The organism is Pseudomonas sp. Pseusp49, assembly GCF_059491875.1.
The window spans coordinates 3,683,081-3,705,508 of the sequence record NZ_CP168514.1; the positions used below are offsets into that span (position 1 = coordinate 3,683,081).

Consider the following 22,428-nt stretch of genomic DNA (forward strand, 5'->3'; position numbering starts at 1 on the left):
AAGCTGCAAGCTGCAAGAAAAAAGCAGGGATCGCGCAGGCTTTAACTTGCGGCTTGAAGCTTGCAGCTTGTAGCTCGCCGTCATACCACCACCTCTTTCGAGTCAGACTTTCCAAAGCGGCGTCCCAACCGATCGAAATACAGGTAAATCACAGGCGTAGTGAACAGAGTCAACACCTGGCTCAGCAACAGGCCGCCGACCATCACCAGGCCCAGCGGCTGGCGCAGCTCTGCGCCGGAACCGGTGGCCAGCATCAACGGCACGGCACCGAACAGCGCGGCCAGGGTGGTCATCAGGATCGGCCGGAAACGCAGCAAGGCGGCCTGATAGATCGCCGTTTGCGGGTCCATGCCCTGGTTGCGCTCGGCGTCGAGAGCGAAGTCGATCATCATGATCGCGTTCTTCTTGACGATGCCGATCAGCAGAATGATGCCGATGATCGCGATCATGCCCAGGTCGTTGCCGCTGAGGATCAACGCCAGCAAGGCGCCCACCGCCGCCGACGGCAAGGTCGAGAGAATGGTGATCGGGTGGATGTAGCTCTCGTAGAGCACGCCCAGCACGATGTACATGGTCACCACCGCCGCCAGGATCAGCAGCAAGGTGCTCGACAACGAAGCCTGGAACGCCTCTGCCGCGCCCTGGAACTGGGTCTGCACGCCAATCGGCATGCCGATGTCCTTCTGCACCTGCTCGATGATCTCGACCGCATGCCCCAGCGCCACGCCGGGCGCCAGGTTGAAGGACATCATCACCGCCGGGAACTGGTCAATGTGGGTGATCGCCAGTTGCGCCTGACGTTCCTCGATATGCGCCAGGCTGGACAGGCGTACCTGACCGCCATCGGTGGTCTTGACGTGAATCTGGTTCAACGCATCCGGGCCGATCTTCTCGCCGGACTGCGATTGCAGGACCACGCGGTACTGGCTCGCCTGGGTGTAGATCGTGGAAATCTGCCGCTGGCCGAAGGCGTCGTACAGCGCATCGGTGATGTTCGACACCGACACCCCGACCCGCGACGCCGCATCGCGGTCGATCACCAGATAGACCTGCAAGCCCTTGTCCTGCAGATCGCTGGCCACGTCGGTCAGCTCCGGGCGGTCGGCCAAGGCTTCCACCAGGCGCCCGCTCCACAGGCTCAGCAGCTCCGAGTCCGGTGACGACATGCTGAACTGGTACTGCGTGCGGCTGACCCGGTCCTCGATGGTCAGGTCCTGCACCGGCTGCATGAACAGGCGGATGCCGACCAGCTTGTCCAGCTCCGGTTGCAGGCGGGCAATCACTTGCGTTGCACTCAGGTCACGGTCGTGGTGCGACTTGAGGTTGATCAGCAAACGGCCGCTGTTGAGGGTCGAGTTGTCGCCGTCCACGCCGATGTAAGAGGACAGGCTCTCGACCGCCGGGTCGGCCAGAATCACCTTGGCCAGCTCCTGCTGACGCTCGCTCATGGCGGCGAAGGAAATCGATTGCGGCGCTTCGGAAATGCCCTGGATAACCCCGGTGTCCTGCACCGGGAAGAAGCCCTTGGGCACCACCATGTACAGGAATACCGTGAGCGCCAGAGTGCCAATGGCCACCATCAAGGTCAGTGGCTGGTGCTTGAGCACCCACTGCAACTTGCGACCGTAAGCGGCGATCATCCAGTCGATGAACGCACCGCTGGCGCGATAGAAACGCCCCTGCTCGGCTTCCTTGGGTTCGCGCTTGAGCAGCCGCGCGCACATCATCGGCGTCAGCGTCAGGGAAACCACCAGGGAAATCAGGATCGCCACCGCCAGCGTGATGGCGAACTCGCGGAACAAGCGCCCGACCACGTCCGCCATGAACAGCAGCGGGATCAGCACGGCAATCAGCGACAACGTCAGGGAAATCAGGGTGAAACCGATCTGCTTGGCGCCCTTGAGCGCCGCGTTCAGCGGGCTGTCGCCCTCCTCGATGAAGCGCGCAATGTTCTCCAGCATGACGATCGCATCGTCCACCACGAAACCGGTGGCGATGGTCAGGGCCATCAGCGTCAGGTTGTTGACCGAGAACCCGGCCAGGTACATCACGCCGAACGTGCCGATCAGCGACAGCGGCACGGCCACCGAAGGAATGATCGTGGCGCTGGCGCGACGCAGGAACAGGAAGGTGACCATGACCACCAGGGCGATGGCGATCAGCAATTCGTGCTGCACGTCCTTGACCGAGGCGCGGATGGTCTGGGTGCGATCGGTCAGCACCACCACGTCGAGGCCGGCCGGCAGGTTGTCGGTGATGCTCGGCAGCAAGGCCTTGATCCGGTCCACCACCTCGATCACGTTGGCACCCGGCTGACGCTGGATGTTGAGCAGCACGGCCTGGTTTTCGTTGGCCCATGCCGCGAGGCGTTCGTTCTCGGCGCCGTCGACGATTTCAGCGACGTCCTTGAGCCGCAACGGCGCGCCGTTGGCATAGGCCAGGATCAGGTTGGCGTAGTCCTTGGGCGAGGTCAGTTGATCGTTGGCATCGAGCATCGAGACCCGGGTCGGGCCGTCGAAGTTACCCTTGGGCTGGTTGACGTTGGAGGCACCAATCAGAGTGCGCACGTCCGACAGGTTCAAGCCGTTGGCGGCCAGGGCCTCAGGGTTGACCTTGATCCGCACGGCCTGGCGTTGACCACCGGCGATGCTGACCATGCCGACGCCGCTGATCTGGGCGATTTTCTGCGCCATGCGCGTATCGACCAGATCGTTGAGTTTGGGCAGCAGCATGGTTTTGGAGGTGATGGCCAGGGTCAGCACCGGCGTGTCGGCCGGGTTGACCTTGTTGTATACCGGCGGTGCCGGCAGGTCCTTGGGCAGCAGGTTGGTGGCGGCGTTGATCGCCGCCTGCACCTGTTGCTCGGCCACGTCCATGTTGATGTCGAGGCTGAACCGCAACGTCAGTACCGACGCGCCGCCGGAACTGGTGGAGGCCATTTGTGTCAGGCCGGGCATTTGCCCGAACTGCCGCTCAAGCGGCGCGGTCACCGCGCTGGTCATGACATCCGGGCTGGCGCCGGGGTACAGGGTCATGACGCGAATGGTCGGGTAATCGACCTGGGGCAATGCCGACACTGGCAGCAGCCGATAGGCAATCACGCCGGCCAGGATAATCGCCAGCATGCTCAGCGTGGTGGCTACCGGGCGAAGGATGAACAGTCGCGAGAGATTCATGCGCCGCCCTTTTTCGCCTTGTCGGTGGTCGCGGGCTCAGCCGCGTTGAGCGCCGACTTGCCTTGCAGGTGTTCGGTTGGCGTGGTCGGCACGTCCTGGCTGTCGTTGACCACCTCCACGTCGCTGCCGTCCTTCAGGCGGTCAGTGCCTTCCAGTACGACCCGCTCGCCCGCGGACAGGCCTTCGGTGACCACGGTGTTCAGGCCGTCACTGGCGCCGACTTTCAACTGACGGATCTTGACTTTCTTGTCACCGTCCAGGACATAGGCGAACGTGCCGTTGGTGCCGAACTGGATCGCGGCGGACGGTGCGAGCACCACGTTTTTGAGGGTGTCGGCCAGCAGGCGCACATTGACGAACTGGTTGGGGAACAGCGACTGATCGCGGTTCTCGTAGCGAGCCTTGAATTTCAGAGTGCCGGTGGTGACGTCGATCTGGTTGTCGAGGCTCTGCAATACCCCAGTGGCCTGCAACTTGGTATCGCCGCGATCCCAGGCTTCAGCCGGCAATTGGGCACCGCTGCGATAACGGGCGAGTACGGTGTCGAGGCTGTTTTCCGGGAGGGTGAAGGCCACGCTGATCGGTTGGGTCTGGGTGATGATCGCCAGGGCGGTGGTGTCGTTGGCCGCCACCAGGTTGCCGACGTCCAGTTGACGAAGGCCCACGCGACCGGTGATGGGTGCGCGGATCCGGGTAAATTCAAGGTTGAGCCTGGCATCGTTGACCGCTGCGTGATTGGTCTTGACCGTGCCCTGGAACTGACCGACCAGCGCTTCGGCGGTGTCCAGGGTCTGCTTGGCAATACTGTCTTCGCGGTACAGGCCGCGATAGCGCTCGACATCGACCTGGGCGTTTTTCAGTTGCGCCTGATTCTGCAGCAAAGTGCCTTCGGCCTGAAGCAAGGCGTTCTGGTAAGGGCGCGGGTCGATTTCGGCCAGCAAGTCGCCGGCCTTGACCATCTGCCCTTCTTCGAAATAGATCTTGACCAGCTCACCGCCGACGCGGCTGCGCACGTTGATGGTGTTCAGTGCCGTGACCGTGCCCAGCGCCTTGAAATACAGCGGGAAGTCACCAGTGACGGCCGGAGCCACCCGCACCGGCACCGGCCCTGACGCTCCGCCGAATCCCGGACGCATGCCCCCCGACCGACCTGTATGCCCGGCAACGGCTTTCTGCCCCGCCGCCTCCTTGGGTGCAGCACTGCCCGGCCAGAATTTCCAGCACAGGGCGGCGATGACCAACAGGACAAGCAGGCCGAACAGCCAGCGACGGGGACTACGGGAAGCGGAGGATTGCATTGAGTGATCAACCATTGGGCGCGTGGGCTTTTTTACATGAGGCTGAACGATAAGCACTGGCGGGTTTTAAGCAAAGCGCCTTTACCGGCAATTTACTTTCGGCTTACGTAACAGGAGTTTTGTGTAAGACACTGAAGCACAAATGAAAACGGCCTGGACAGGGCCAGGCCGTTAAACATTGTAAACCCGGGCTTATTTCAGAACAGCAAGTGCCGCTTCGTAGTTCGGCTCGTCAGCGATTTCGCCAACCAGTTCGCTGTGCAGCACGTTGTCGTTCTCGTCCAGAACCACCACGGCACGAGCGGTCAGGCCCTTGAGCGGGCCGTCGGCGATGGCCACGCCGTAGTTCTGGATGAACTCTGCGCCGCGCAGGGTCGACAGGTTCTGTACGTTTTCCAGGCCTTCGGCGCCGCAGAAGCGGGCCTGGGCGAACGGCAGGTCAGCGGAGATGCACAGCACAACGGTGTTGGCCACGTCGCTGGCCTGGGCATTGAACTTGCGTACCGAGGTGGCGCAGGTCGGGGTGTCAACGCTTGGGAAGATGTTCAGCACTTTGCGCTTGCCGGCAAAGTCCTTGAGGGTGACGTCGGACAGATTGCCGGCAACCAGGGAAAAGGCTGGCGCCTTGGAACCGGCTTGAGGCAGTTGGCCGTTGACTTGAACCGGGTTGCCTTTAAGAGTGACTTGAGCCATGAACGGAGTCCTTCTGAACGTTGTGGTGGAGAATTTTGACGAGGCCGAAGTTAACCACGAAATTGTCCTGCGACCTATGGCCAAACATAAATTGTCATGTAACAGGGCACAAAACTGGATACAAACCATAACCCTGTGGGAGCGGGCTTGCCCGCGATGACGGCAGCAGCTCCAACATACATGCCGACTGTCCCATCGCTATCGTCGGAGCGCCGCCCGGAGCAAGCCCGCTCCCACAGGGTTCGCGTGTTACGTGAGTGATCGTAATCCAGCGTAACCCCTTCACCCACAGCCACCCGGTGTTCATGACGAAAGGCAGCCGAGGCAACCCGATGACAAATTTCGTTACGGGCCTGTCGAATTGCGTCCCGGTCAATCGACTATAAATCGAATCACTCAACTGCAACGGAGACGACACCATGCGATTCATGATCATCATCAAGGCCAGCCAGGATTCCGAAGCCGGCGTCATGCCCAGCCAGGAACTGCTGACCGCCATGGGCAACTACAACGAAGAACTGGTCAAGGCCGGCATCATGCTCGCGGGCGAAGGCCTGCACCCGAGCAGCAAAGGCGCTCGTGTAAAGTTTTCAGGTGAAAAACGCACGGTGATCGACGGCCCCTTCATCGAAACCAAGGAACTGATTGCCGGTTTCTGGTTGTGGAAAGTGAAGTCCAGGGAAGAAGCCATCGAATGGGTCAAGCGCTGCCCGAACCCGATGCCGGGCACCGAGGCCGAGATCGAGATTCGCCAGGTGTTTGAAGCCGAAGACTTTGGCGCCGAGTTCACGCCGGAACTGCGCGAGCAGGAACAGCGGGTTTGGGAGCAGGCGAAGAAGAACTGACGGATTCGACCTTTTCCTCTGTTTCCTGTGGGAGCAAGCCCGCTCCCACATTGAACTAGATAGCCACTCAAGTTGCTTGGGCAAGCCTTTGATCCGTATTAACTTTTTAGTACACGAAAATAACGAGAATCCACACACAAAACGAAAGAATTAATCCACAGGACTGGCCAACCCGTGGTTAACTGCTAACTTCATCCGATAAGTCCTACAGGCTTGATCGGAAAGGGATTACGCAGTTACGGCCAAACTTAAGGACCGTCTGCCCAATCAGCCACCAGGGAGCCGGGGGATTAATGTCAAAGAAATTGGGGAAGTACGCCTTCGTCTGGGTGACTTCGCTCGCGCCTGTTTTTTGTGCTCACGCCGATAACGCCGAGACGGCCAACAAAAGCAACAACCCGCTGAACCTGGCGCCCGGCGTCAACCTTCAGGACTACTACACCCCCAGGTTGTTCGACACCAACGCTCATACCAATGACGCGCTATTGCGTGGTGCTTTGCCCATGGCGCCGAATGATTTCATTGGCGTCCCGCAACTGTTGCGCGTCACCCTTCCCGTCAGCACCCGCCCGGATCCCCACAACGGCTACAGCACCGGCATCGGTGACCTGAACCTGTTCGATATCTTCCTGCTCAAGACCGAAGGCGTGCAGTTGGGCGTCGGCCCGCAAATCACTGCGCCGACCGCTGAGCAGGATGAGTTGGGAACCGGCAAATGGCAGGCCGGACTGTCCGCCATCGCCATCGACTCCTCGCCGCGCGGGCTCCTTGGCGCACTGGTGCAGTACCAGAGCTCGTTCGCCGGTGATCACGACCGCCCCCATGTCGAGTCCGCCACTTTCCAGCCGTTCATCATCCACAACCTGGAAAAAGGCTGGTACCTGCGCTCCACCGGCATCTGGACGTTCGACCTGAAGAACGACACTCACTACATCCCACTCGGTTTGGGTGGCGGCAAAGCCTGGAAGTCCGGGTCCAATATCCTCAATGCCTTTATCGAGCCACAGTGGACCGTTGACCGAAAAGGCGATGGCTTGCCGCAATTCACAGTGTTCGCCGGGATCAATGTCACGTTCGGTAAATAAGGACTTTTGTATGCACGGTGCACTTCGCGCAGCCGGTTTCAGCCTGATGACAATGTTCGTCAGTTGTGGTGCAGGGGCCAGTGTCGACTTCACCGCCACCCCGGACGAAGCCCGGGCAATTGCCAAGGAGGCCTATCTGTACGGTTTCCCGGTGGTGGAGATGTACAAGACCCTCTACACCCAGGCCGTGGACAGGAAGAGCCCGAATTTCAAGGCACCGTTCAATCAGATCGGCAATACCGCCAAGGCGTTTACCGCGAAGGACACGGCGTTCGTCACCCCGAATTCCGACACGCCCTACTCCTTTGTCTGGATGGATTTGCGCACCGAGCCGTTGGTGCTGACCCTGCCGCCCATCGAAGAACACCGTTACTACTCGGTGCAACTGATCGACGCCTACACCCAGAACTTTGGCTATCTGGGCACTCGCAGCACGGGCAACAACGGGGGTCACTACATGATTGCCGGCCCGAACTGGCAGGGTCAGCAACCGGTCGACATCGACCGCATGGTCCGCAGTGAAAGCAACATCGCTTACGCGCTGTACCGCACGCAATTGTTCGATGAGAAAGACCTGGCCAAGGTCAAGCAGATCCAGAAAGGCTACAAGGTCGAACCCCTGAGTCACTACGTCAAACAGAAGGCCCCGGCTGCCGCGCCGAAAATCGACTGGCCGACACCGACGCCGACCATGAGCGAGACCCCGGACCTGTTTCGCTACCTGAATTTCATGCTGGCATTCACCCCGGCCCAGGACTTGGAAAAAGACCTGCTGGCACGCTTCGCAAAAATCGGCGTCGGGGCCGGCAAACCCTTCAAGCTCACTGATCTCAGCGCCGAACAACGCAAGGCACTGGAAGACGGCATCAGTGACGCCAGGGCCGAGTTCGCCGAATTCAAGAAAACCAAAGTCGACACCCATGAGATCAGCAGCGGTGACCTGTTCGGCAGTCGCGACCACCTCAAGGGCAACTACCTGTACCGCTATGCAGGCGCCAACATGGGGATTTTCGGCAACTCTGCCGAAGAGGCGAACTACTTCGGCTATTTCATCGACAAGGACGGAAAACCGGTCGACGCGTCGAAAACCGACTACACCCTGCATTTTGACAAGGACGCCCTGCCCCCGGTCGATGCGTTCTGGTCGCTGACCATGTATGACGGCAAAAACAAATTGCTGGTGGCCAACCCGCTCAATCGCTACTTGATCAATTCGCGGATGTTGCCCGATCTCAAGCTCGATGCCGATGGCGGCCTGACCCTTTACGTGCAGCACAAGGCACCGGCCAAAGCATTGCAAAGCAACTGGCTGCCGGCACCGAATGGTCCGTTCTACGGCGTGCTGCGCCTGTACCTGCCCAAACCTGAAGTCAACAACGGCCAGTGGAAACTGCCGCTGTTGACGCCAGCCACCCCACAACAATAAGCGGAGTCGTTCATGATCAGGCCTTTCGTAGTGCGCCCCTTGTTGGCGCTGTGCATGGTCAGCGTCAGTCAATGGGCCCTGGCGGCCGAAGGCGGTGTCGGTCGCCCGATCACCGGCCAACAAGTGTTTTCCGATGCCGGGATCGTGCCCCCGGAGCCGGGTTGGGTCATGTCCCTGACCAGCATCTGGTACGACGGCGACCTCAAGGGCAACGCTCAGGTGCCGATCGTGGGCGCCCTGAGTACCGGGCTGGACATGAAAGTGTCTTACACCATGGCCAACTTCACTCGCGTCTGGGACACGGGCAAGGGTCCCTGGAACTACGCCTCGGCCATCGGTGTACCGGTGCAGTACACCGACATTACCGCGAGCGTCACCGGCCCTCGCGGCAGGACCCTGGGCTCCGAGGACACCGGCACCCAGTTCGCCGACATGCTGGTGACGCCGATCGCCGCCGGCTATCACTTCGACGAGCTCAACCACATTGCGTTCTCGCTGCCGATCTACGTGCCGACCGGCGCCTACAACGACGATCGCCTGGCCAACCCCGGGCAGAACACTTACACCTTCATGCCGACCGTGGCGTTCACTCACCTGGACGGCAAGGGCGGCGAGTTCACCCTGTCGAGCGGCCTGGAGTTCTACACCGAGAACGACGCCACCGATTATCGCAACGGCAACATTTTCACCCTCGACGCCCTGTGGACCCACGGCTTCGGCAACGGCTGGAACGCCGGCGTGGTGGCAGGCTATATCCAGCAGGTCACCGATGACTCCGGATCCGGCGCAACCAGCGGTTTTCGCGGACGCTCGGTGGGCGCGGGCCCGACGGTAGGCTGGAGCGGCAAGTTCGCCGACGCCCAGGCCAACATCAGTGCCCGCTGGGTGCCGGAGTTCGACACCAAGAACCGGCCCGAAGGCAATGGCATCAGCGTCAACCTGACCCTGGCATTTTTCTAAGAGGTAGCCTGGGATGGCCATCAGTACTCGTTTGACCTTTTGCAGTGTCCTGTTCAGCGGCTTCGCCTGCGCCAGCGGTGAATTGCCCACGCTGACTGACGCGCCGGCGCAGGCCGCCGCCAAAGGTGACCCCGAGACTTGTCACCGGCTGCAACAGGACTTCGACATCGACCTGAAAAAAGTCGTGGCGGCCGGCTGCGACCCGTCGACCGAGCAAATCGCCAAGTTGATGGATAACCCGGTGGGCAATCTGGTGTTGCTGTTCAATCAGTTCGACTACACCGCACTCAAAGGTCCGCACAGCAACGGCACACGCATGCTGGGCAAGTACAGCTTCATGCCGACCTTCCCGATTTCCATCAGCGAAGACTGGAACCTGATCAACCGCCTGCCCGTCAGCTACGTCAGTGCGCCAGTCAATCACAAGGCGGGCAATCTGATCGGCATGGGCCCCAGCGATATCCTCAGCGACCGTGGCGACTTTGCCTCGGTCGTGCAAGACCCGTTCGACCGCACCAGCGGTTTTGGCGATCTGGCCTATGTCGGTGTGTTCTCGCCCAAGGAGCCGGTGCGCTTCGCCGGGGGCGGCAAGATGGTCTGGGGGTTCGGCCCGACCGCGATGTTTCCCACTGCGGAAAAAGACGTCCTGGGCACCGGCAAATATTCCCTGGGCCCAGCGTTCGTCGCCGCGTACCTGGGCGAAGACTGGACCCTGGGCCTGTTCCCGCAACACTGGTGGTCGGTCGGTGGCGACAGCCAGCGCAAGGATGTGAGCCTGACCAACATTCAGTATTTCATCCAGCGCGCCATTCCTGGCCCCGAGCAATGGCGGATCGGCATGACGCCCAACGTCACCGTGAACTGGAAAGCCGAAGGCGGCAACAAAGTGACCTTCCCTGTCGGCCTCGGCGCCGGGCGGATATTCAACTTCGGCAAGCTGCCGGTGCGTATTTCCGGGGAGATCCAGTATTCGGCGATTCACCCCGACGACCTCATCAGCAGTCGCTGGAATTTCCGACTGTCATTCATTCCGGTCATTCCGACCTTCATGCTTTGAGCGAGGAACCGTTCATGACCGCACTCAACGACCTCAACGCCCTGCAAGCCAGCATCGCCGAAGCGGTGCTCGGCCAGGACCAGGTCATTCGACAAATCCTTGTGGGCCTGCTGGCCAACGGTCACCTGCTGCTGGAAAGCCTGCCCGGCCTGGCCAAGACCCGCACGGTGAAAGCATTGGCCAAACACCTGGACGCGAAGATGAGTCGCATCCAGTTCACCCCGGACTTGCTGCCGTCGGACATCACCGGCGCCGAGGTGCTGCATCAGGTCGAAGGCAGGAACGAAATCCGCTTCCAGCCAGGCCCGCTGTTCGGCAACCTGATCCTGGCCGACGAAATCAACCGTGCGCCGGCCAAGGTCCAGGCGGCGTTGCTCGAAGCCATGGAAGAACGCCAGATCACCGTGGCCGGCAACAGCCATGCCCTGCCGGAACTGTTCATCGTGGTGGCGACCCAGAACCCGATCGAACAGGAAGGCACGTACCCGCTGCCGGAAGCGCAGATGGACCGCTTCCTGATGAAAGTGCTGCTCGATTACCCGAGCGCGGAAAACGAAAGCCAGGTCCTGCGCCTGCTGCGCGAAGAAGAACAGGCGCTCGGCGCCAAAACGGCTGCGGTGCAGGGGTTCGCCCTGGCCCAGGACGTGATCTTTGCCGCGCGCCGGGAAGTCAGTGCGGTGCACGTGTCCCCGGCCATCGACCGCTACCTGATCGACCTGATCAACGCCACGCGCCATCCGGCCGACTACGACGCCGATCTCGGGCGCTGGATCAGCATCGGCGCCAGCCCTCGCGGCGGTATCGGCCTGGACCGTTGTGCCCGGGCCGACGCCTGGTTGCAGGGCCAGGATTTCGTGTCTCCGGACAACGTCCGCGCCGTGGTCCACCCGGTACTGCGCCATCGCCTGCAACTGAGCTACGACGCGGTGGCCGATGGCGTAAGCGCCGACCAGGTGCTCGACCGTCTGCTCGATAAAGTCGCGATCCCGGCCTGATGCCCATGAACAGCGTCGACGGCCTGGTGTATGTCTCTCTGGCGCAGTTGATGGCCCTGGAGTTCAAGGCCCGTGACCTGAGTTTTGTCGCTCGCCAACCTCAAGGCAGCATCCTCGCGGGCAATCACGCGTCACGCTTGCGTGGCCGCGGCCTGAACTTCGATGAGCTGCGCCGTTATCAGCCGGGGGACGATTTGCGTCATCTCGACTGGCGCGCCTCGCTGCGCACCGGCAAACCGGTGGTACGCACATTCACCGAAGAGCGCGACCGCCCGGCGCTGATCCTCGTCGACCAGCGCATGTCGATGTTTTTTGGTTCGCAACGCAGCTTCAAATCCGCGGTCGCCGCCGAACTCGGCGCCCTGGCGGCGTGGATGGTGTTCAACGCCGGCGACCGCGTTGGTGGGCTGGTATTCAACGATCAACGTATCGACAGCATCGCCCCACTGCGCAGCCGCAAACGCGTCGAGGCGCTGTGCAGTCGCATTGCCCAACAAAACCAGGCACTCAATGCGGGCAACCCGGATGCCGAGGGCGCAGACCAGCTCGACAAGGTCTTGCAGCATTGCCTGGCCGTGGCCGGTCACGATCACCTGATCTGCATCGTCAGTGATTTTGCCGGGGCCGGCGAACGCACCTTGCAGCTCATGCGGCAACTGGCGGCCCATAACGACGTGATCGCCATGCAGGTCTATGACCCGCTGGCGCTGAACCTGCCGAAAAACGGCCGCGTGCTGATCACCCAGGGGCAATTGCAGGTGGAATTGGCGGTGGATCGGCAACAGGTGCATCAGCCCTTGGGGGATTTTCTCAGCGGTCGGCTCAAGGACGTCGCGACCTTGCTGCGCCGCAGCCAGGTACCGTTGATGATGTTCAGCACCGCCACCGAAGCCCACGAACAACTGCGCGCCGAACTGGGCAAGCTCGCCGAGAGACGCCGATGAACCCCGCTATCCCGAGCATCGACCAACTCAAGGAAATGGCCTTGCCGGCGCCGGTCAGTTATGCGCCGCAGACCTGGGGTTGGTGGGCATTGCTGACATTGTTGGTGCTCAGCCTGTTGTTGGTCAGTGCCCGACGTTACTGGCAATGGCGGCGCGATCGCTATCGGCGCGAGGCGCTGGCACGGCTGGCGGAGTTGCAGCAACGCAGCAATGACCTGAATGCATTGCGCGAACTTCCGGAGCTGCTCAAACGCGTGGCCCTCTCCATGCCCGCCCCCCGTGCCTCCTGTAGGAGCTGCCGAAGGCTGCGATCTTTTACCGCTGAAGATCAAAAGATCGCAGCCTTCGGCAGCTCCTACAGGGGGACGGTTGCGGCGCTGGGGAAAGAGGAATGGCAGGCGTTTTTGCAACGGCACAGTAAACAGCCCTTACCGGCCGATTTCAGCCAGCAACTGGCGCGGCTTGCCTATGCGCCGGACGCCTCCTTGCGGGCCATGCCCAGCGAACAGCGACAGCAACTATTCAATACCTGCAAAACCTGGGTGGAGCGTCATCATGTGGCAGCTTGATTACCCCTGGTTGCTGATCCTGCTGCCCTTGCCATGGTTGGGTTATCGCTACCTGCCCGATTACCGTGAGGCGCGCAGTGCCGTGCGCGTACCGTTTTTCGGCGCCATGAGCCGTGCTGTCGGCCAGGCACCCAGCCAGGCCGGTACCCGCAGCAACGGCTGGCAGCTGCTGCTGAACCTGCTGGTCTGGACACTGTTGCTGGTGGCGGCGAGCCGGCCGGTATGGGTGGAAAAGCCCATCGAACGCCAGCAGCCGGTGCGTGACCTGATGCTGGCCATCGACATTTCCCAGTCGATGGAAACCACCGACTTCACCGACGCCAACGGCCAGAAAATCAACCGCCTGGCCGCGGTCAAGGACGTGGTGCACGGGTTCATCGACAAGCGCAAGGACGATCGAATCGGACTGATCGTGTTCGGCACCGGCGCCTATCCGCAGGCCCCCTTGACCCTCGATCACACCAGCCTGTCACTGCTGCTGGACGACACCGGCATCGGCATGGCCGGCCCCAACACCGCCATCGGCGACGCCATCGGCCTGAGCCTGAAACTGCTGGAGCAGGCCCACGAGCAGGAAAAAGTGCTGATCCTGCTCACCGACGGCAACGACACCAGCAGCGCCATCACCCCGGATCACGCGGCCGCCATGGCTGCCGCCAAAGGGGTGGTGATTCACACCATCGGCATCGGCGACCCGAACGCCGAAGGCGAAGCCAAGGTCAACCTGCAAGGTTTGCAGGACATTGCCCAGGCCACCGGCGGACGCTTCTTCCGCGCCGAAGACCGCACCGCCCTGGATCAGGTCTACAGCACCCTCGACAAACTCACCCCGCATCAGGTGAAAACCCTCAGCCACCAGCCCAAACGCGATCTGTTCTGGTGGCCGCTGGGCGCAGCCATTGCTCTGCTGGCGATGTATCACCTGGGCGCCCTGCTGCTTCCACGGCTGATGCTCGCCCGTCAACGGCAGGAGACCTGAGATGGACATCAACCTCGGCGACTTCCATTTCCTGCGCCCTGTGTGGCTGTTGCTCGCCGTGTTCGGCGCGCTGCTGCCAGTGCTGTGGCGACATAGCCAGGATTTGCAGCGTCGCTGGCGCAGCAACATCGCGGCGCACCTGCTGCCGCATCTGCTCATCACCCCGCAAGACCGGCACCGCCTGCGCCCGGTGCATCTGCTGTGTGCGCTGTTGGTACTGGGTGCCCTCGCCGCCGCCGGGCCGACCTGGGAACAGGATCGCCCGGACTTTCTGGAAAACCGCGCGCCGCTGATCATCGCCGTCGACCTGTCGCCGTCCATGGACGCCAGCGACGTTCCTCCCAGTCGCCTGGAATCGGTCAAGCACAAGCTCCACGACCTCATCCAGCGCCGCGCCGGTTCGCGCAACGCCTTGATTGCCTACGCCGGCAGCGCGCATCTGGTGTTGCCCGCCACCGACGACCCGGCCCTGCTCGATACCTTCATTCAGGCCCTGAGCACCGACCTGATCAACAAACCGGGGAAAGATGTCGGCGCGGTCATCGATCAGGCCAATCGCCTGCTCGCCGCCGAAAAAACACCCGGCACCCTGCTGCTGATCACCGATGGCGCCGACACCTCGACACTGGCCGGGCTGGACAAACGACTGGCTGGCAGTGCCTTGCAAGTGCTGATTCTGGCGGCCGGCAGCAGCGACGGCGGGATAATCCGCGATGCCAGCGGCCAGCCCCGCATGGACAGCAATGGTCGCCCGCAACTTGGCAGTTTCGATCAGGATGCCCTCAAGCAGCTTGCCTCAACGCTGGATGCCCCGCTGGGTAGCCTGACCCTCAACGATGACGATCTGGACTGGATCGAACTGCACGCCGAGCAGCACTACCAGTCAGCCAGCGACGAACAGCGTGAATTGCACTGGAAAGACGCCGGCTACTGGTTGTGCTGGCCGCTGCTGTTGTTCGCCTTCTTCAGTGTGCGCAGAGGCTGGAGCGTGAACTGGATGGCTGGACTGCTGCTGGCGGTGGGCCTGGGCCTGCCACCGGCGCCAGCACAGGCCAACGCGCTGACCGATGCCTTTTTCACCCGCGACCAGCAAGGCCGCTGGGCCTTCGAACACCAGCACTATCCTCAGGCCGCGGCGTTGTTCGTCGATCCGTACTGGAAAGGCGTGGCCGCCTACAACGCGGCCGATTTCGACCTGGCACTGGCCAGCTTCGCGCGGCTCGATACACCCCAGGCGTATTTCTACCTGGGCAATATCTACGTGCGCCAGTTCAAGTTCGATCAGGCCATCGCGGCCTATAACCAGGCGCTGAAGTTGCAACCGCAGTTCCCCGAAGCCACGGCCAACCTGGCCCTGGCCATCGCCTTGCAGAAAGACACCGAGAGCGCCGAGAAAAACGCGCCGGAAGTCAAACCCGACGAAATCAAGATGGACAAGGCGCCGGGTAAAGGCCAAAGCAAAAAGATGGAAACCCAACAAGCGGCCTCGGATGAGCAGTGGTTGCAGAACCTGACCACGTCGCCGGCGAAGTTTCTCAAGCAGAAGTTCAGTCTGCAGGATCAGGCGGGGGCCAAGCCATGAGCTGTCTTCAAGACCGAGTCGCGGCCTTCGTCGGATCGCCGCCCGGAGACAAGCCCGCTCCCACATTTGATCCACGCCCACCACAAATCCCCTGTGGGAGCGGGCTTGCCCGCGAAAGGGCCAGATCGCTCACCACAAAACTCGGCACACTGCTCCTTTGCCTGATCAGCACCGGCACCCTCGCCGCCGAACCCCAGCTGCGGGTCAACGCCACCCTGCAACCCGCCGACCCCGTCATGGTCGGCAGCCTGGTCGAACTGCAACTGGATGTCTTCACCGACACCTGGTTCACCAACGCCCCCACCCTGCCCGACCTGAAACTGCCCGGTGCACTGGTGATGCCACCGGACGGCCACGCCGAACACCTGAACCAGACGATCGACGGCCAATCCTTCAGCGGCATGCGCTACAGCTACCTGATCACCCCGAACCTGGCCCAGGGCTTCGACATTCCGGCACAGACCGTTCAAGCCACACCGGGCCAGGCCAGCCACGAACTCAGCGCCCAAAGTCAGCCATTGCACTTCAGCGCCGCACAGCCGCCGGGATTCCAGCCCGGGGAGGCGGTGCTGGTGGCTCAAGGGCTGCGGTTTACCCAAAAGACCATCCATTCGGCCACGCCGCTGAAGGTCGGCGACAGCATCACCCGGGAACTGACGCTACAGGCCGACGGAGCCCTGGCCATGTCACTGCCGACACCGACGCTGGAGGCCATCAAGGGCCTGAGCCGCTACCCGAAAGCCCCACAAATCCGCAATCTGGATGACGGTCGCGGTAACTTCATTGGCGGCCAGCGCATCGACAGCGTGACGTATCGAATCGACACCGAAGGCCACTACAGCCTGCCAGCCGTCGAACTGAAATGGTGGGATGCCAGCAGCCGGCAAACCCGCACGGCCACAGTGCCTGGCGTGACCTTCGACGCGGCGGCCAACAGCGTCTACAAGCCGGTGTTTTCAATCACCGAAGACCTGAAAAAACTCGGTCAGCACAATCGCCTGCACCTTTCCCGGCACTGGTTCGGACTATTGGCACTGGCGTTGGCGTTGGTTGCCCTGGGCTGGTTCAGTCGCCCGCTCGTACGCCGCGCGCACCTCAAGTGGCAAGCGCGCCGCCGCGCCCGACACGCCGCCTGGCTCGAGTCCGCCGACTACGCATGGCAGCAGATTCCGGCACAACTGGAGGGCAAACCGACGCAATTGAGCGCCCTGTACCTGTGGACCCGACGCAGCCGCCGGGGCTTGAAACTGACCGGTCTCGGCCCGCGCCTGCAAAGCTTCCTGCGGGCCTGTTACGGCCGCGAAACGGACAAAGAGCAGGCCCTGCGCCAAATCAGGGAATCCTTGTCTACGCTGCATAGTCAGGCCGAGTGCAACAGGGAATCAGTCTCTTCTGCTCTTCATCCGCTCAACCCCGTTCACAAGAAGGGTTTCCCATGACCAATTCGAAATCGTTACACCATCAACGCCTATTCAGCTTCCTGTTGACCCTGGCCTTGAGCCTGCCGCTGTTGGTCCAGGCAGCCGAACCGCTGCCCTCGTGGAACGATGGACCGTCGAAAAAGCAGATCATCGAGTTCGTGCAGGCGGTGACCGATCAAAACAGCAAGGACTTCGTCAAACCCGAGGACCGCATTGCCGTGTTCGATAACGACGGCACCTTGTGGAGCGAGCAGCCGATGTACTTCGAATTGCTGTTCGCCCTCGAAGAAGTCAAACGCACCGCGGCGCAGCACCCGGAATGGAAAACCACCCAGCCGTTCCAGGCCGTGCTGGAAAACGATCACAAGGCCCTGGCCGCCAGCGGCCTGGAAGGCATGATGAAGATCTTCGGTGCGACCCACACCGGCATGACCAGCGAAGCGTTCGATGACTACGCCAAGACCTGGCTGAGTCAGGCCAGACACCCGAAAACCGGCAAGCCGTACACCGAAATGGTCTTCCAGCCGATGCTGGAGATGCTCGACTACCTGCGCGGTAACGCCTTCAAGACCTACATCGTCTCCGGTGGCGACACCGGGTTCATGCGAGCCTTTGCCGAGAAGGTCTACGGCATTCCACCGGAACAAGTCATCGGCACCACCTTCGTCACCGCGTTCCAGTACAAGGACGGCCAGGCGTCGATCCTGCGCACGCCGAAACTGGCCCACAACGACGATGGCCCGGGCAAACCGGAAAGCATCAATGCCGTGATCGGCAAACGACCGATCCTGGCGTTCGGCAACTCCGACGGTGACCTGCAAATGCTCCAGTGGACCGCCGCCGGTCCCGGCAAACGATTCATGGGGCTGGTGCATCACACCGACGCCAAACGCGAATGGGCTTACGACCGACAGTCGCAGATCGGTCGCCTGGACAAGGCCCTGGACGAAGCGAACAAGCGTGGCTGGACAGTCGTCGACATGGCGGCCGAATGGCGCCGGATCTATCCGTACGACGCCGCCACACCCGAGCAAGCGCAGTAAAAATGACGTAACGCAGGACCGCAATAAACGTTTGTCGCATTCAGCGACGCAGTGAAAAGGAGCCAGTCAGATGACTCGCATAGGTAAGTGGCTACCGAAACTCGCCCTGGTGGCAACCTCGGTGATGGCGATTTCGGCAACAGCCGGAGCCGCTGAAAAACCCAACATTCTGGTGATATTCGGCGACGATATCGGCCAGACCAACATCAGCGCCTACTCCATGGGCGTGGTCGGCTACAAGACCCCCAACATCGACCGAATTGCCAAAGAAGGCATGATGTTCACCGACTATTACGCGGAGAACAGCTGCACCGCCGGGCGTTCGTCGTTCATCACCGGGCAGACGCCTTTGCGTACCGGTCTGTCGAAAGTCGGCATCCCGGGCGCACCGGTGGGCCTGCAAAAACGCGACATCACCATCGCCCAGGCCCTCAAGTCGCAGGGTTATGCCACCGGCCAGTTTGGCAAAAACCACTTGGGCGACAAGGATGAATACCTGCCGACCAATCACGGTTTCGACGAGTTCTTCGGCAACCTGTACCACCTCAACGCCGAAGAAGAACCTGAGCGTCCGTACTGGCCAAAAGACGATGCCGAGTTCGTCAAGGCCAACACCCCGCGTGGCGTGATCCACAGCTTCGCCGACGGCAAGATCGAAGACACCGGTGCGCTGACCACCAAGCGCATGGAAACCATCGACGACGAAACCACGGCGGCGGCGCAGGCGTTCATCGAGAAACAAGCGAAGGCCGACAAGCCGTTCTTCGTCTGGATGAACACCACACGCATGCACTTGTTCACCCACGTGCGCGACTCGATGAAGGGCCAGAGCGGCATGCCCGGCAACGATTACGCCGATGGCATGCTGGAGCACGACGGCGACGTCGGCAAACTGCTGAAGACCCTCGACGACCTGAAAATCGCCGACAACACCATCGTCGTCTACACCACCGACAACGGCCCGAACCAGTTCTCCTGGCCGGACGCGGCGACCACGCCGTTCCGTAACGAGAAGAACTCCAACTGGGAAGGCGCCTACCGCGTACCGGCGATCATTCGTTGGCCGGGCAAGATCAAGGCCGGCGAAGTCTCCAACGAGCTGTTCTCGGGCATGGACTGGTTCCCGACCCTGCTCGCCGCGGCGGGTGAAACCGACGTGAAGAACAAGTTGCTCAAAGGCTGGGCACCGACCTCGGGTGGCAACAACTTCAAAGTGCACCTGGACGGTTTCAACCAACTGCCCTACCTGACTGGCCAACAGCCTAAAGGCGAGCGCAAGGAGTTCTACTACTTCAACGACGACGGCGTGCTGGTATCGATGCGCTTCGATAACTGGAAAGTGGTGTTCTGCGAGCAGCGCGAACCCGGTGGTTTCAAAGTCTGGAGCGAACCGTTCGTGTGCCTGCGCGTACCGAAAATCTTCAACCTGAGGATGGACCCGTATGAACGGGCCGACGTGGTTTCCGATCAGTATTACGATTGGCAGACCAAAAACGTCTACCTGGCCGCCCAAGCCGTACAAAAAGCAGCCGGGTTCCTGCAGACGTTCATCGAATACCCGCCAAGCCAGAAACCGGCGAGCTTCAGCATCGACCAGATCCGTGCTGCGGTAGATGCCAAGATCGCTGAAAAAATGAAAGCTGCACAGTAAGACCGCCGCTCGCCCTCACCGGCGCGCGCACTTTTCTGCAAGATGAATGCGATCACTGTAGGAGCTGCCGCAGGCTGCGATCTTTTGATCTTGATTTTAAAGAAGCAAGATCAAAAGATCGCAGCCTGCGGCAGCTCCTACGCGGTTTGTTTGTAATCGATTCAAAAATTCGCACAAGGCAACAGATCCATGACCTCACGTGTCGCCAGCAAGTCGTCGGCCATACCTGCCCCGCAAGTCGCCTCCCCGGCGCTGTTGATCCCCGCCCTGCTGCTGTTTGTCTCCGGCGCTGCGGCGCTGGTGTATCAGGTGCTGTGGATCAAGCAGCTGTCGTTGGTCGTAGGCGTCGAGGTCTATGCCATCACCACCGGGATCAGCGCATTCTTTGCCGGGCTGGCCTTGGGCGGCTTGCTGTTCGGCCGTTGGGCGGACCGGATGCAGCACCCGATTGTGCTCTACGCCATTCTGGAAGTGCTGGTGGCGCTGCTGGGTGTCGCTGCGACCTTTGCCATGAGCCTCGCGGCCAGCCCGTTTGCCTGGCTGGAAGCGCACGTGGGTTTGCTGGCCTGGGTGCTGCCGTTCGCGCTGGTGGGCATTCCCGCGCTGTTGATGGGCGGTACCCTGCCGGTGCTGGTTCGCTCCCTGGCCACCGACCCGCAACACCTGGGCAAGGCCGGCGGGCACCTGTATGCGGCGAACACCGCCGGGGCCATCGCCGGCACCCTGCTCGCCGCGTTCGTGCTGATTGCCACCCTCGGCGTGCGCGGCAGCGCACTGGCCGCCGCCATGCTGAACCTGCTGGCCGCCGCAGGTGCCCTGTGGTTCCAGCGCCGGCGCGTGGCCCCCGTCGATGCGGCGGCGAAACATCACGTTGAAAAAACCCCCGACCGCCTGGCCCTTTGGCTGTACGCCATTGCCGGTGGCGTAGCGCTGGGCTACGAAGTGGTGTGGTCGCAATCGATCGTGCAGTTCATGAGCACCCGTACCTACGCCTTTGCCGTGGTGCTGGCGACTTACCTCACCGGGTTGTTCCTGGGCAGCATGCTGCTGGCTCGTCGGGTCGATCGCCTGCGCGATCCCTGGGGAGTGTTCGGTTTGCTGATTGCCGCCGCCGGGGCGATTGCCCTGCTGGAAGTGGCGTTGCTCGGACGCTGGCTGGTGCTCGCCCAGACCCTGGCTGAATCCTGGGTATTGTCATGGGGCGGCAGTGAACTGGCGGGCATGAGCACGCGGTTTGCGGTGGCGGCCTTGAGCATTGTGTTTGTACCGACCCTGTTGCTGGGTGCGGCGTTCCCGTTGGCCCTGCGCTTGAGCGTCGGCGGCGCACAGGTGGGGCGCAACGTCGGCGAAGTCGTCGCGTTCAATACCCTTGGCGGGATCATCGGCGTGATGCTCTGCGGCTTTGTCCTGATCCCGATGCTGGGTCTGGTACGGACCCTGGGCCTGCTGGCAATGATCGCCGCCGGTATCGCGCACCTCGCCGTGCGCAAGGGCCATGGCGTGAAGAAAGGCCGGCGTCAGGCGGTGGTTGCCATTGGCCTGGTGTCCCTGGCACTGGCCGTGTTCACGCCGGTCAACAAGCTCGCCAGCCTGCTGCCGGGCGCACGCAATGGCACGCTGACGTTCTACGAAGAAGGCCGTGGCGGGACCGTCGCCGTGGTCACCCAGGGCAAGGGCGAACGGGCGTTCCAGCGTTTGTATATCCAGGGCGTGTCCAATACCGGCGACGCCATGCCGTCCCTGCGTTACATGCGGATTCAGGCGCTGCTGCCCTTGCTGATCCACAACGGTGAACCGCGTTCGGCGCTGGTGATCGGCTTCGGCACCGGCAACCCCGCGGGTGCCCTGACCCGCTACCCCGCCCTGGAACATCGCGTGGTCGCCGAACTGCTGCCCTCAGTGGTCAAGGCGGCCCCTTTGTTCAAGGGCAATTTCAATGCCGCGGCCGATCCGGGTGTCGACGTGCGCCTGCGTGACGGTCGCCAGGAACTGTTGCGCAATCCACAGCGCTACGACCTGATCACCCTCGAACCGCCACCGCCCTCCGCTGCCGGCGTGGTCAACCTGTATTCCCGGGACTTCTACCAACTGGCCGCCAGCCGTTTGCAGAAACAGGGCCTGGTCGCCCAATGGCTGCCGCTGCCGACGCAGAACATCGACGATTCGCGCTCACTGGTGCGCAGCTTCCTCGACGTGTTCCCCTACGCGACCCTGTGGACCAGCGAGTTCCACGAGATGCTGCTGGTGGGTTCGATGGAGCCGATTGAGCTGGATGCCGCGAAGATCAACGCACGCTTCCAGCAGGACAGCGTCCGCAGCACCTTGCAGGATGTCGGCATCGGCTCGGCCGCGGCCTTGCTCGCCACCTGGGTGACTGACCGTGCGGGGCTTGAACGCTTCGCTGGCGACGCACAACCGGTGACGGACGATCAGCCGCGCATCGAATACGCGCCGTGGGTGCGGGCCAGGGAGATCACCCGAGTGCTGCCCGCGCTGCTCGGCCTGCATCAGTCACCTGCACTGCTGAACGCCGATGCCGGGTTCATCGAGCGCATGAACACCCAGCAACAACGCCTGATGCAGTTCTACCGGGCCAGCCTGCATGCCTATGAGGGTGACCGTGAGGGCTGGGCCAGGGATATGCGCGAGGTGATGCGCGGGGATGCCGGGAATCCGTATTACCGGTGGTTTGTCGGAGAGTGAT

The 22,428-nt window shown here is 61.9% G+C and carries 17 protein-coding genes; 14 read left to right on the forward strand and 3 right to left on the reverse strand.

Annotated features, from left to right (window positions below; all coding sequences use genetic code 11):
• Nucleotides 1–80 precede the first annotated feature (80 nt).
• The 3 genes from ACEN83_RS16450 to tpx all read right to left on the reverse strand — a co-directional run bounded on the left by ACEN83_RS16450 (nt 81) and on the right by tpx (nt 5,167).
• Complete coding sequence (locus ACEN83_RS16450; RefSeq protein ID WP_495577742.1) at nt 81–3,176, reverse strand: MdtB/MuxB family multidrug efflux RND transporter permease subunit; 3,096 nt, start codon at nt 3,174–3,176, stop codon at nt 81–83.
• Complete coding sequence (locus tag ACEN83_RS16455; RefSeq protein ID WP_495577743.1) at nt 3,173–4,489, reverse strand: MdtA/MuxA family multidrug efflux RND transporter periplasmic adaptor subunit; 1,317 nt, start codon at nt 4,487–4,489, stop codon at nt 3,173–3,175. Before ACEN83_RS16455 ends, ACEN83_RS16450 begins: the two co-directional genes overlap by 4 nt.
• Nucleotides 4,490–4,666: 177 nt before the next feature.
• Nucleotides 4,667–5,167 (reverse strand): thiol peroxidase, encoded by a 501-nt coding sequence (tpx, locus tag ACEN83_RS16460; protein ID WP_007974363.1) that lies wholly within the window; start codon nt 5,165–5,167, stop codon nt 4,667–4,669.
• Nucleotides 5,168–5,586: 419 nt separating this feature from the next.
• On the opposite strand from tpx, the gene ACEN83_RS16465 reads away from it, so the two are divergent.
• The 14 genes from ACEN83_RS16465 (at nt 5,587) to ACEN83_RS16530 (ending at nt 22,427) form a co-directional block, all read left to right on the forward strand.
• Entirely contained in the window at nt 5,587–6,012 is a 426-nt protein-coding gene (locus tag ACEN83_RS16465) for a YciI family protein (protein ID WP_218474195.1), read from the forward strand.
• 293 nt (nt 6,013–6,305) lie between these two features.
• A complete protein-coding gene (locus ACEN83_RS16470) occupies nt 6,306–7,097 on the forward strand; it encodes a hypothetical protein (RefSeq protein WP_495577744.1) in 792 nt (263 codons plus the stop codon).
• 10 nt (nt 7,098–7,107) lie between these two features.
• Nucleotides 7,108–8,523: a DUF1254 domain-containing protein gene (locus ACEN83_RS16475; RefSeq protein WP_495577745.1), complete on the forward strand. Its 1,416-nt coding sequence runs from the start codon at nt 7,108–7,110 to the stop codon at nt 8,521–8,523.
• Nucleotides 8,524–8,535: 12 nt separating this feature from the next.
• Nucleotides 8,536–9,483: a SphA family protein gene (locus ACEN83_RS16480; protein WP_495577746.1), complete on the forward strand. Its 948-nt coding sequence runs from the start codon at nt 8,536–8,538 to the stop codon at nt 9,481–9,483.
• A 13-nt stretch (nt 9,484–9,496) separates the two neighbouring features.
• Nucleotides 9,497–10,540 (forward strand): hypothetical protein, encoded by a 1,044-nt coding sequence (locus tag ACEN83_RS16485; protein WP_218484386.1) that lies wholly within the window; start codon nt 9,497–9,499, stop codon nt 10,538–10,540.
• A 14-nt stretch (nt 10,541–10,554) separates the two neighbouring features.
• Nucleotides 10,555–11,535, forward strand: coding sequence for an AAA family ATPase (locus ACEN83_RS16490; protein WP_007979878.1), 981 nt, complete (start codon nt 10,555–10,557; stop codon nt 11,533–11,535).
• Nucleotides 11,535–12,479 carry a DUF58 domain-containing protein gene (locus ACEN83_RS16495; RefSeq protein ID WP_495577747.1) on the forward strand — a complete coding sequence of 315 codons (945 nt, stop codon included), beginning with the start codon at nt 11,535–11,537 and terminating at the stop codon, nt 12,477–12,479. The genes ACEN83_RS16490 and ACEN83_RS16495 overlap by 1 nt, the downstream gene beginning before the upstream one ends.
• Nucleotides 12,476–13,048, forward strand: coding sequence for a DUF4381 domain-containing protein (locus ACEN83_RS16500; protein ID WP_495577748.1), 573 nt, complete (start codon nt 12,476–12,478; stop codon nt 13,046–13,048). Before ACEN83_RS16495 ends, ACEN83_RS16500 begins: the two co-directional genes overlap by 4 nt.
• Nucleotides 13,035–14,027: a vWA domain-containing protein gene (locus tag ACEN83_RS16505; RefSeq protein WP_495577749.1), complete on the forward strand. Its 993-nt coding sequence runs from the start codon at nt 13,035–13,037 to the stop codon at nt 14,025–14,027. The genes ACEN83_RS16500 and ACEN83_RS16505 overlap by 14 nt, the downstream gene beginning before the upstream one ends.
• 1 nt (nt 14,028) lies before the next feature.
• Nucleotides 14,029–15,609 (forward strand): VWA domain-containing protein, encoded by a 1,581-nt coding sequence (locus tag ACEN83_RS16510; protein ID WP_495577750.1) that lies wholly within the window; start codon nt 14,029–14,031, stop codon nt 15,607–15,609.
• A complete protein-coding gene (locus tag ACEN83_RS16515; protein ID WP_495577751.1) occupies nt 15,606–17,048 on the forward strand; it encodes a BatD family protein in 1,443 nt (480 codons plus the stop codon). Before ACEN83_RS16510 ends, ACEN83_RS16515 begins: the two co-directional genes overlap by 4 nt.
• Nucleotides 17,045–18,073: an HAD family hydrolase gene (locus tag ACEN83_RS16520; RefSeq protein ID WP_495577752.1), complete on the forward strand. Its 1,029-nt coding sequence runs from the start codon at nt 17,045–17,047 to the stop codon at nt 18,071–18,073. Before ACEN83_RS16515 ends, ACEN83_RS16520 begins: the two co-directional genes overlap by 4 nt.
• Before the next feature lie 70 nt (nt 18,074–18,143).
• The gene (locus ACEN83_RS16525; protein ID WP_495577753.1) at nt 18,144–19,724 is read left to right on the forward strand and encodes an arylsulfatase; all 1,581 of its coding nucleotides are present in this window, start codon (nt 18,144–18,146) and stop codon (nt 19,722–19,724) included.
• Between the two features lie 189 nt (nt 19,725–19,913).
• Entirely contained in the window at nt 19,914–22,427 is a 2,514-nt protein-coding gene (locus ACEN83_RS16530; RefSeq protein ID WP_495577754.1) for a fused MFS/spermidine synthase, read from the forward strand.
• Nucleotide 22,428: the final 1 nt, after the last annotated feature.

What these genes read in the sequence shown, in the direction of transcription:
- ACEN83_RS16515 (WP_495577751.1), top strand. Translation starts at nt 15,606, where the DNA reads ATGAGCTGTCTTCAAGACCGAGTCGCGGCCTTCGTCGGATCGCCGCCC.
- ACEN83_RS16490 (WP_007979878.1), top strand. Translation starts at nt 10,555, where the DNA reads ATGACCGCACTCAACGACCTCAACGCCCTGCAAGCCAGCATCGCCGAA.
- ACEN83_RS16480 (WP_495577746.1), top strand. Translation starts at nt 8,536, where the DNA reads ATGATCAGGCCTTTCGTAGTGCGCCCCTTGTTGGCGCTGTGCATGGTC.
- tpx (WP_007974363.1), bottom strand. Translation starts at nt 5,167, where the DNA reads ATGGCTCAAGTCACTCTTAAAGGCAACCCGGTTCAAGTCAACGGCCAA.
- ACEN83_RS16495 (WP_495577747.1), top strand. Translation starts at nt 11,535, where the DNA reads ATGCCCATGAACAGCGTCGACGGCCTGGTGTATGTCTCTCTGGCGCAG.
- ACEN83_RS16450 (WP_495577742.1), bottom strand. Translation starts at nt 3,176, where the DNA reads ATGAATCTCTCGCGACTGTTCATCCTTCGCCCGGTAGCCACCACGCTG.
- ACEN83_RS16520 (WP_495577752.1), top strand. Translation starts at nt 17,045, where the DNA reads ATGACCAATTCGAAATCGTTACACCATCAACGCCTATTCAGCTTCCTG.
- ACEN83_RS16465 (WP_218474195.1), top strand. Translation starts at nt 5,587, where the DNA reads ATGCGATTCATGATCATCATCAAGGCCAGCCAGGATTCCGAAGCCGGC.
- ACEN83_RS16475 (WP_495577745.1), top strand. Translation starts at nt 7,108, where the DNA reads ATGCACGGTGCACTTCGCGCAGCCGGTTTCAGCCTGATGACAATGTTC.
- ACEN83_RS16530 (WP_495577754.1), top strand. Translation starts at nt 19,914, where the DNA reads ATGACCTCACGTGTCGCCAGCAAGTCGTCGGCCATACCTGCCCCGCAA.
- ACEN83_RS16525 (WP_495577753.1), top strand. Translation starts at nt 18,144, where the DNA reads ATGACTCGCATAGGTAAGTGGCTACCGAAACTCGCCCTGGTGGCAACC.
- ACEN83_RS16500 (WP_495577748.1), top strand. Translation starts at nt 12,476, where the DNA reads ATGAACCCCGCTATCCCGAGCATCGACCAACTCAAGGAAATGGCCTTG.
- ACEN83_RS16510 (WP_495577750.1), top strand. Translation starts at nt 14,029, where the DNA reads ATGGACATCAACCTCGGCGACTTCCATTTCCTGCGCCCTGTGTGGCTG.
- ACEN83_RS16470 (WP_495577744.1), top strand. Translation starts at nt 6,306, where the DNA reads ATGTCAAAGAAATTGGGGAAGTACGCCTTCGTCTGGGTGACTTCGCTC.
- ACEN83_RS16505 (WP_495577749.1), top strand. Translation starts at nt 13,035, where the DNA reads ATGTGGCAGCTTGATTACCCCTGGTTGCTGATCCTGCTGCCCTTGCCA.
- ACEN83_RS16485 (WP_218484386.1), top strand. Translation starts at nt 9,497, where the DNA reads ATGGCCATCAGTACTCGTTTGACCTTTTGCAGTGTCCTGTTCAGCGGC.
- ACEN83_RS16455 (WP_495577743.1), bottom strand. Translation starts at nt 4,489, where the DNA reads ATGGTTGATCACTCAATGCAATCCTCCGCTTCCCGTAGTCCCCGTCGC.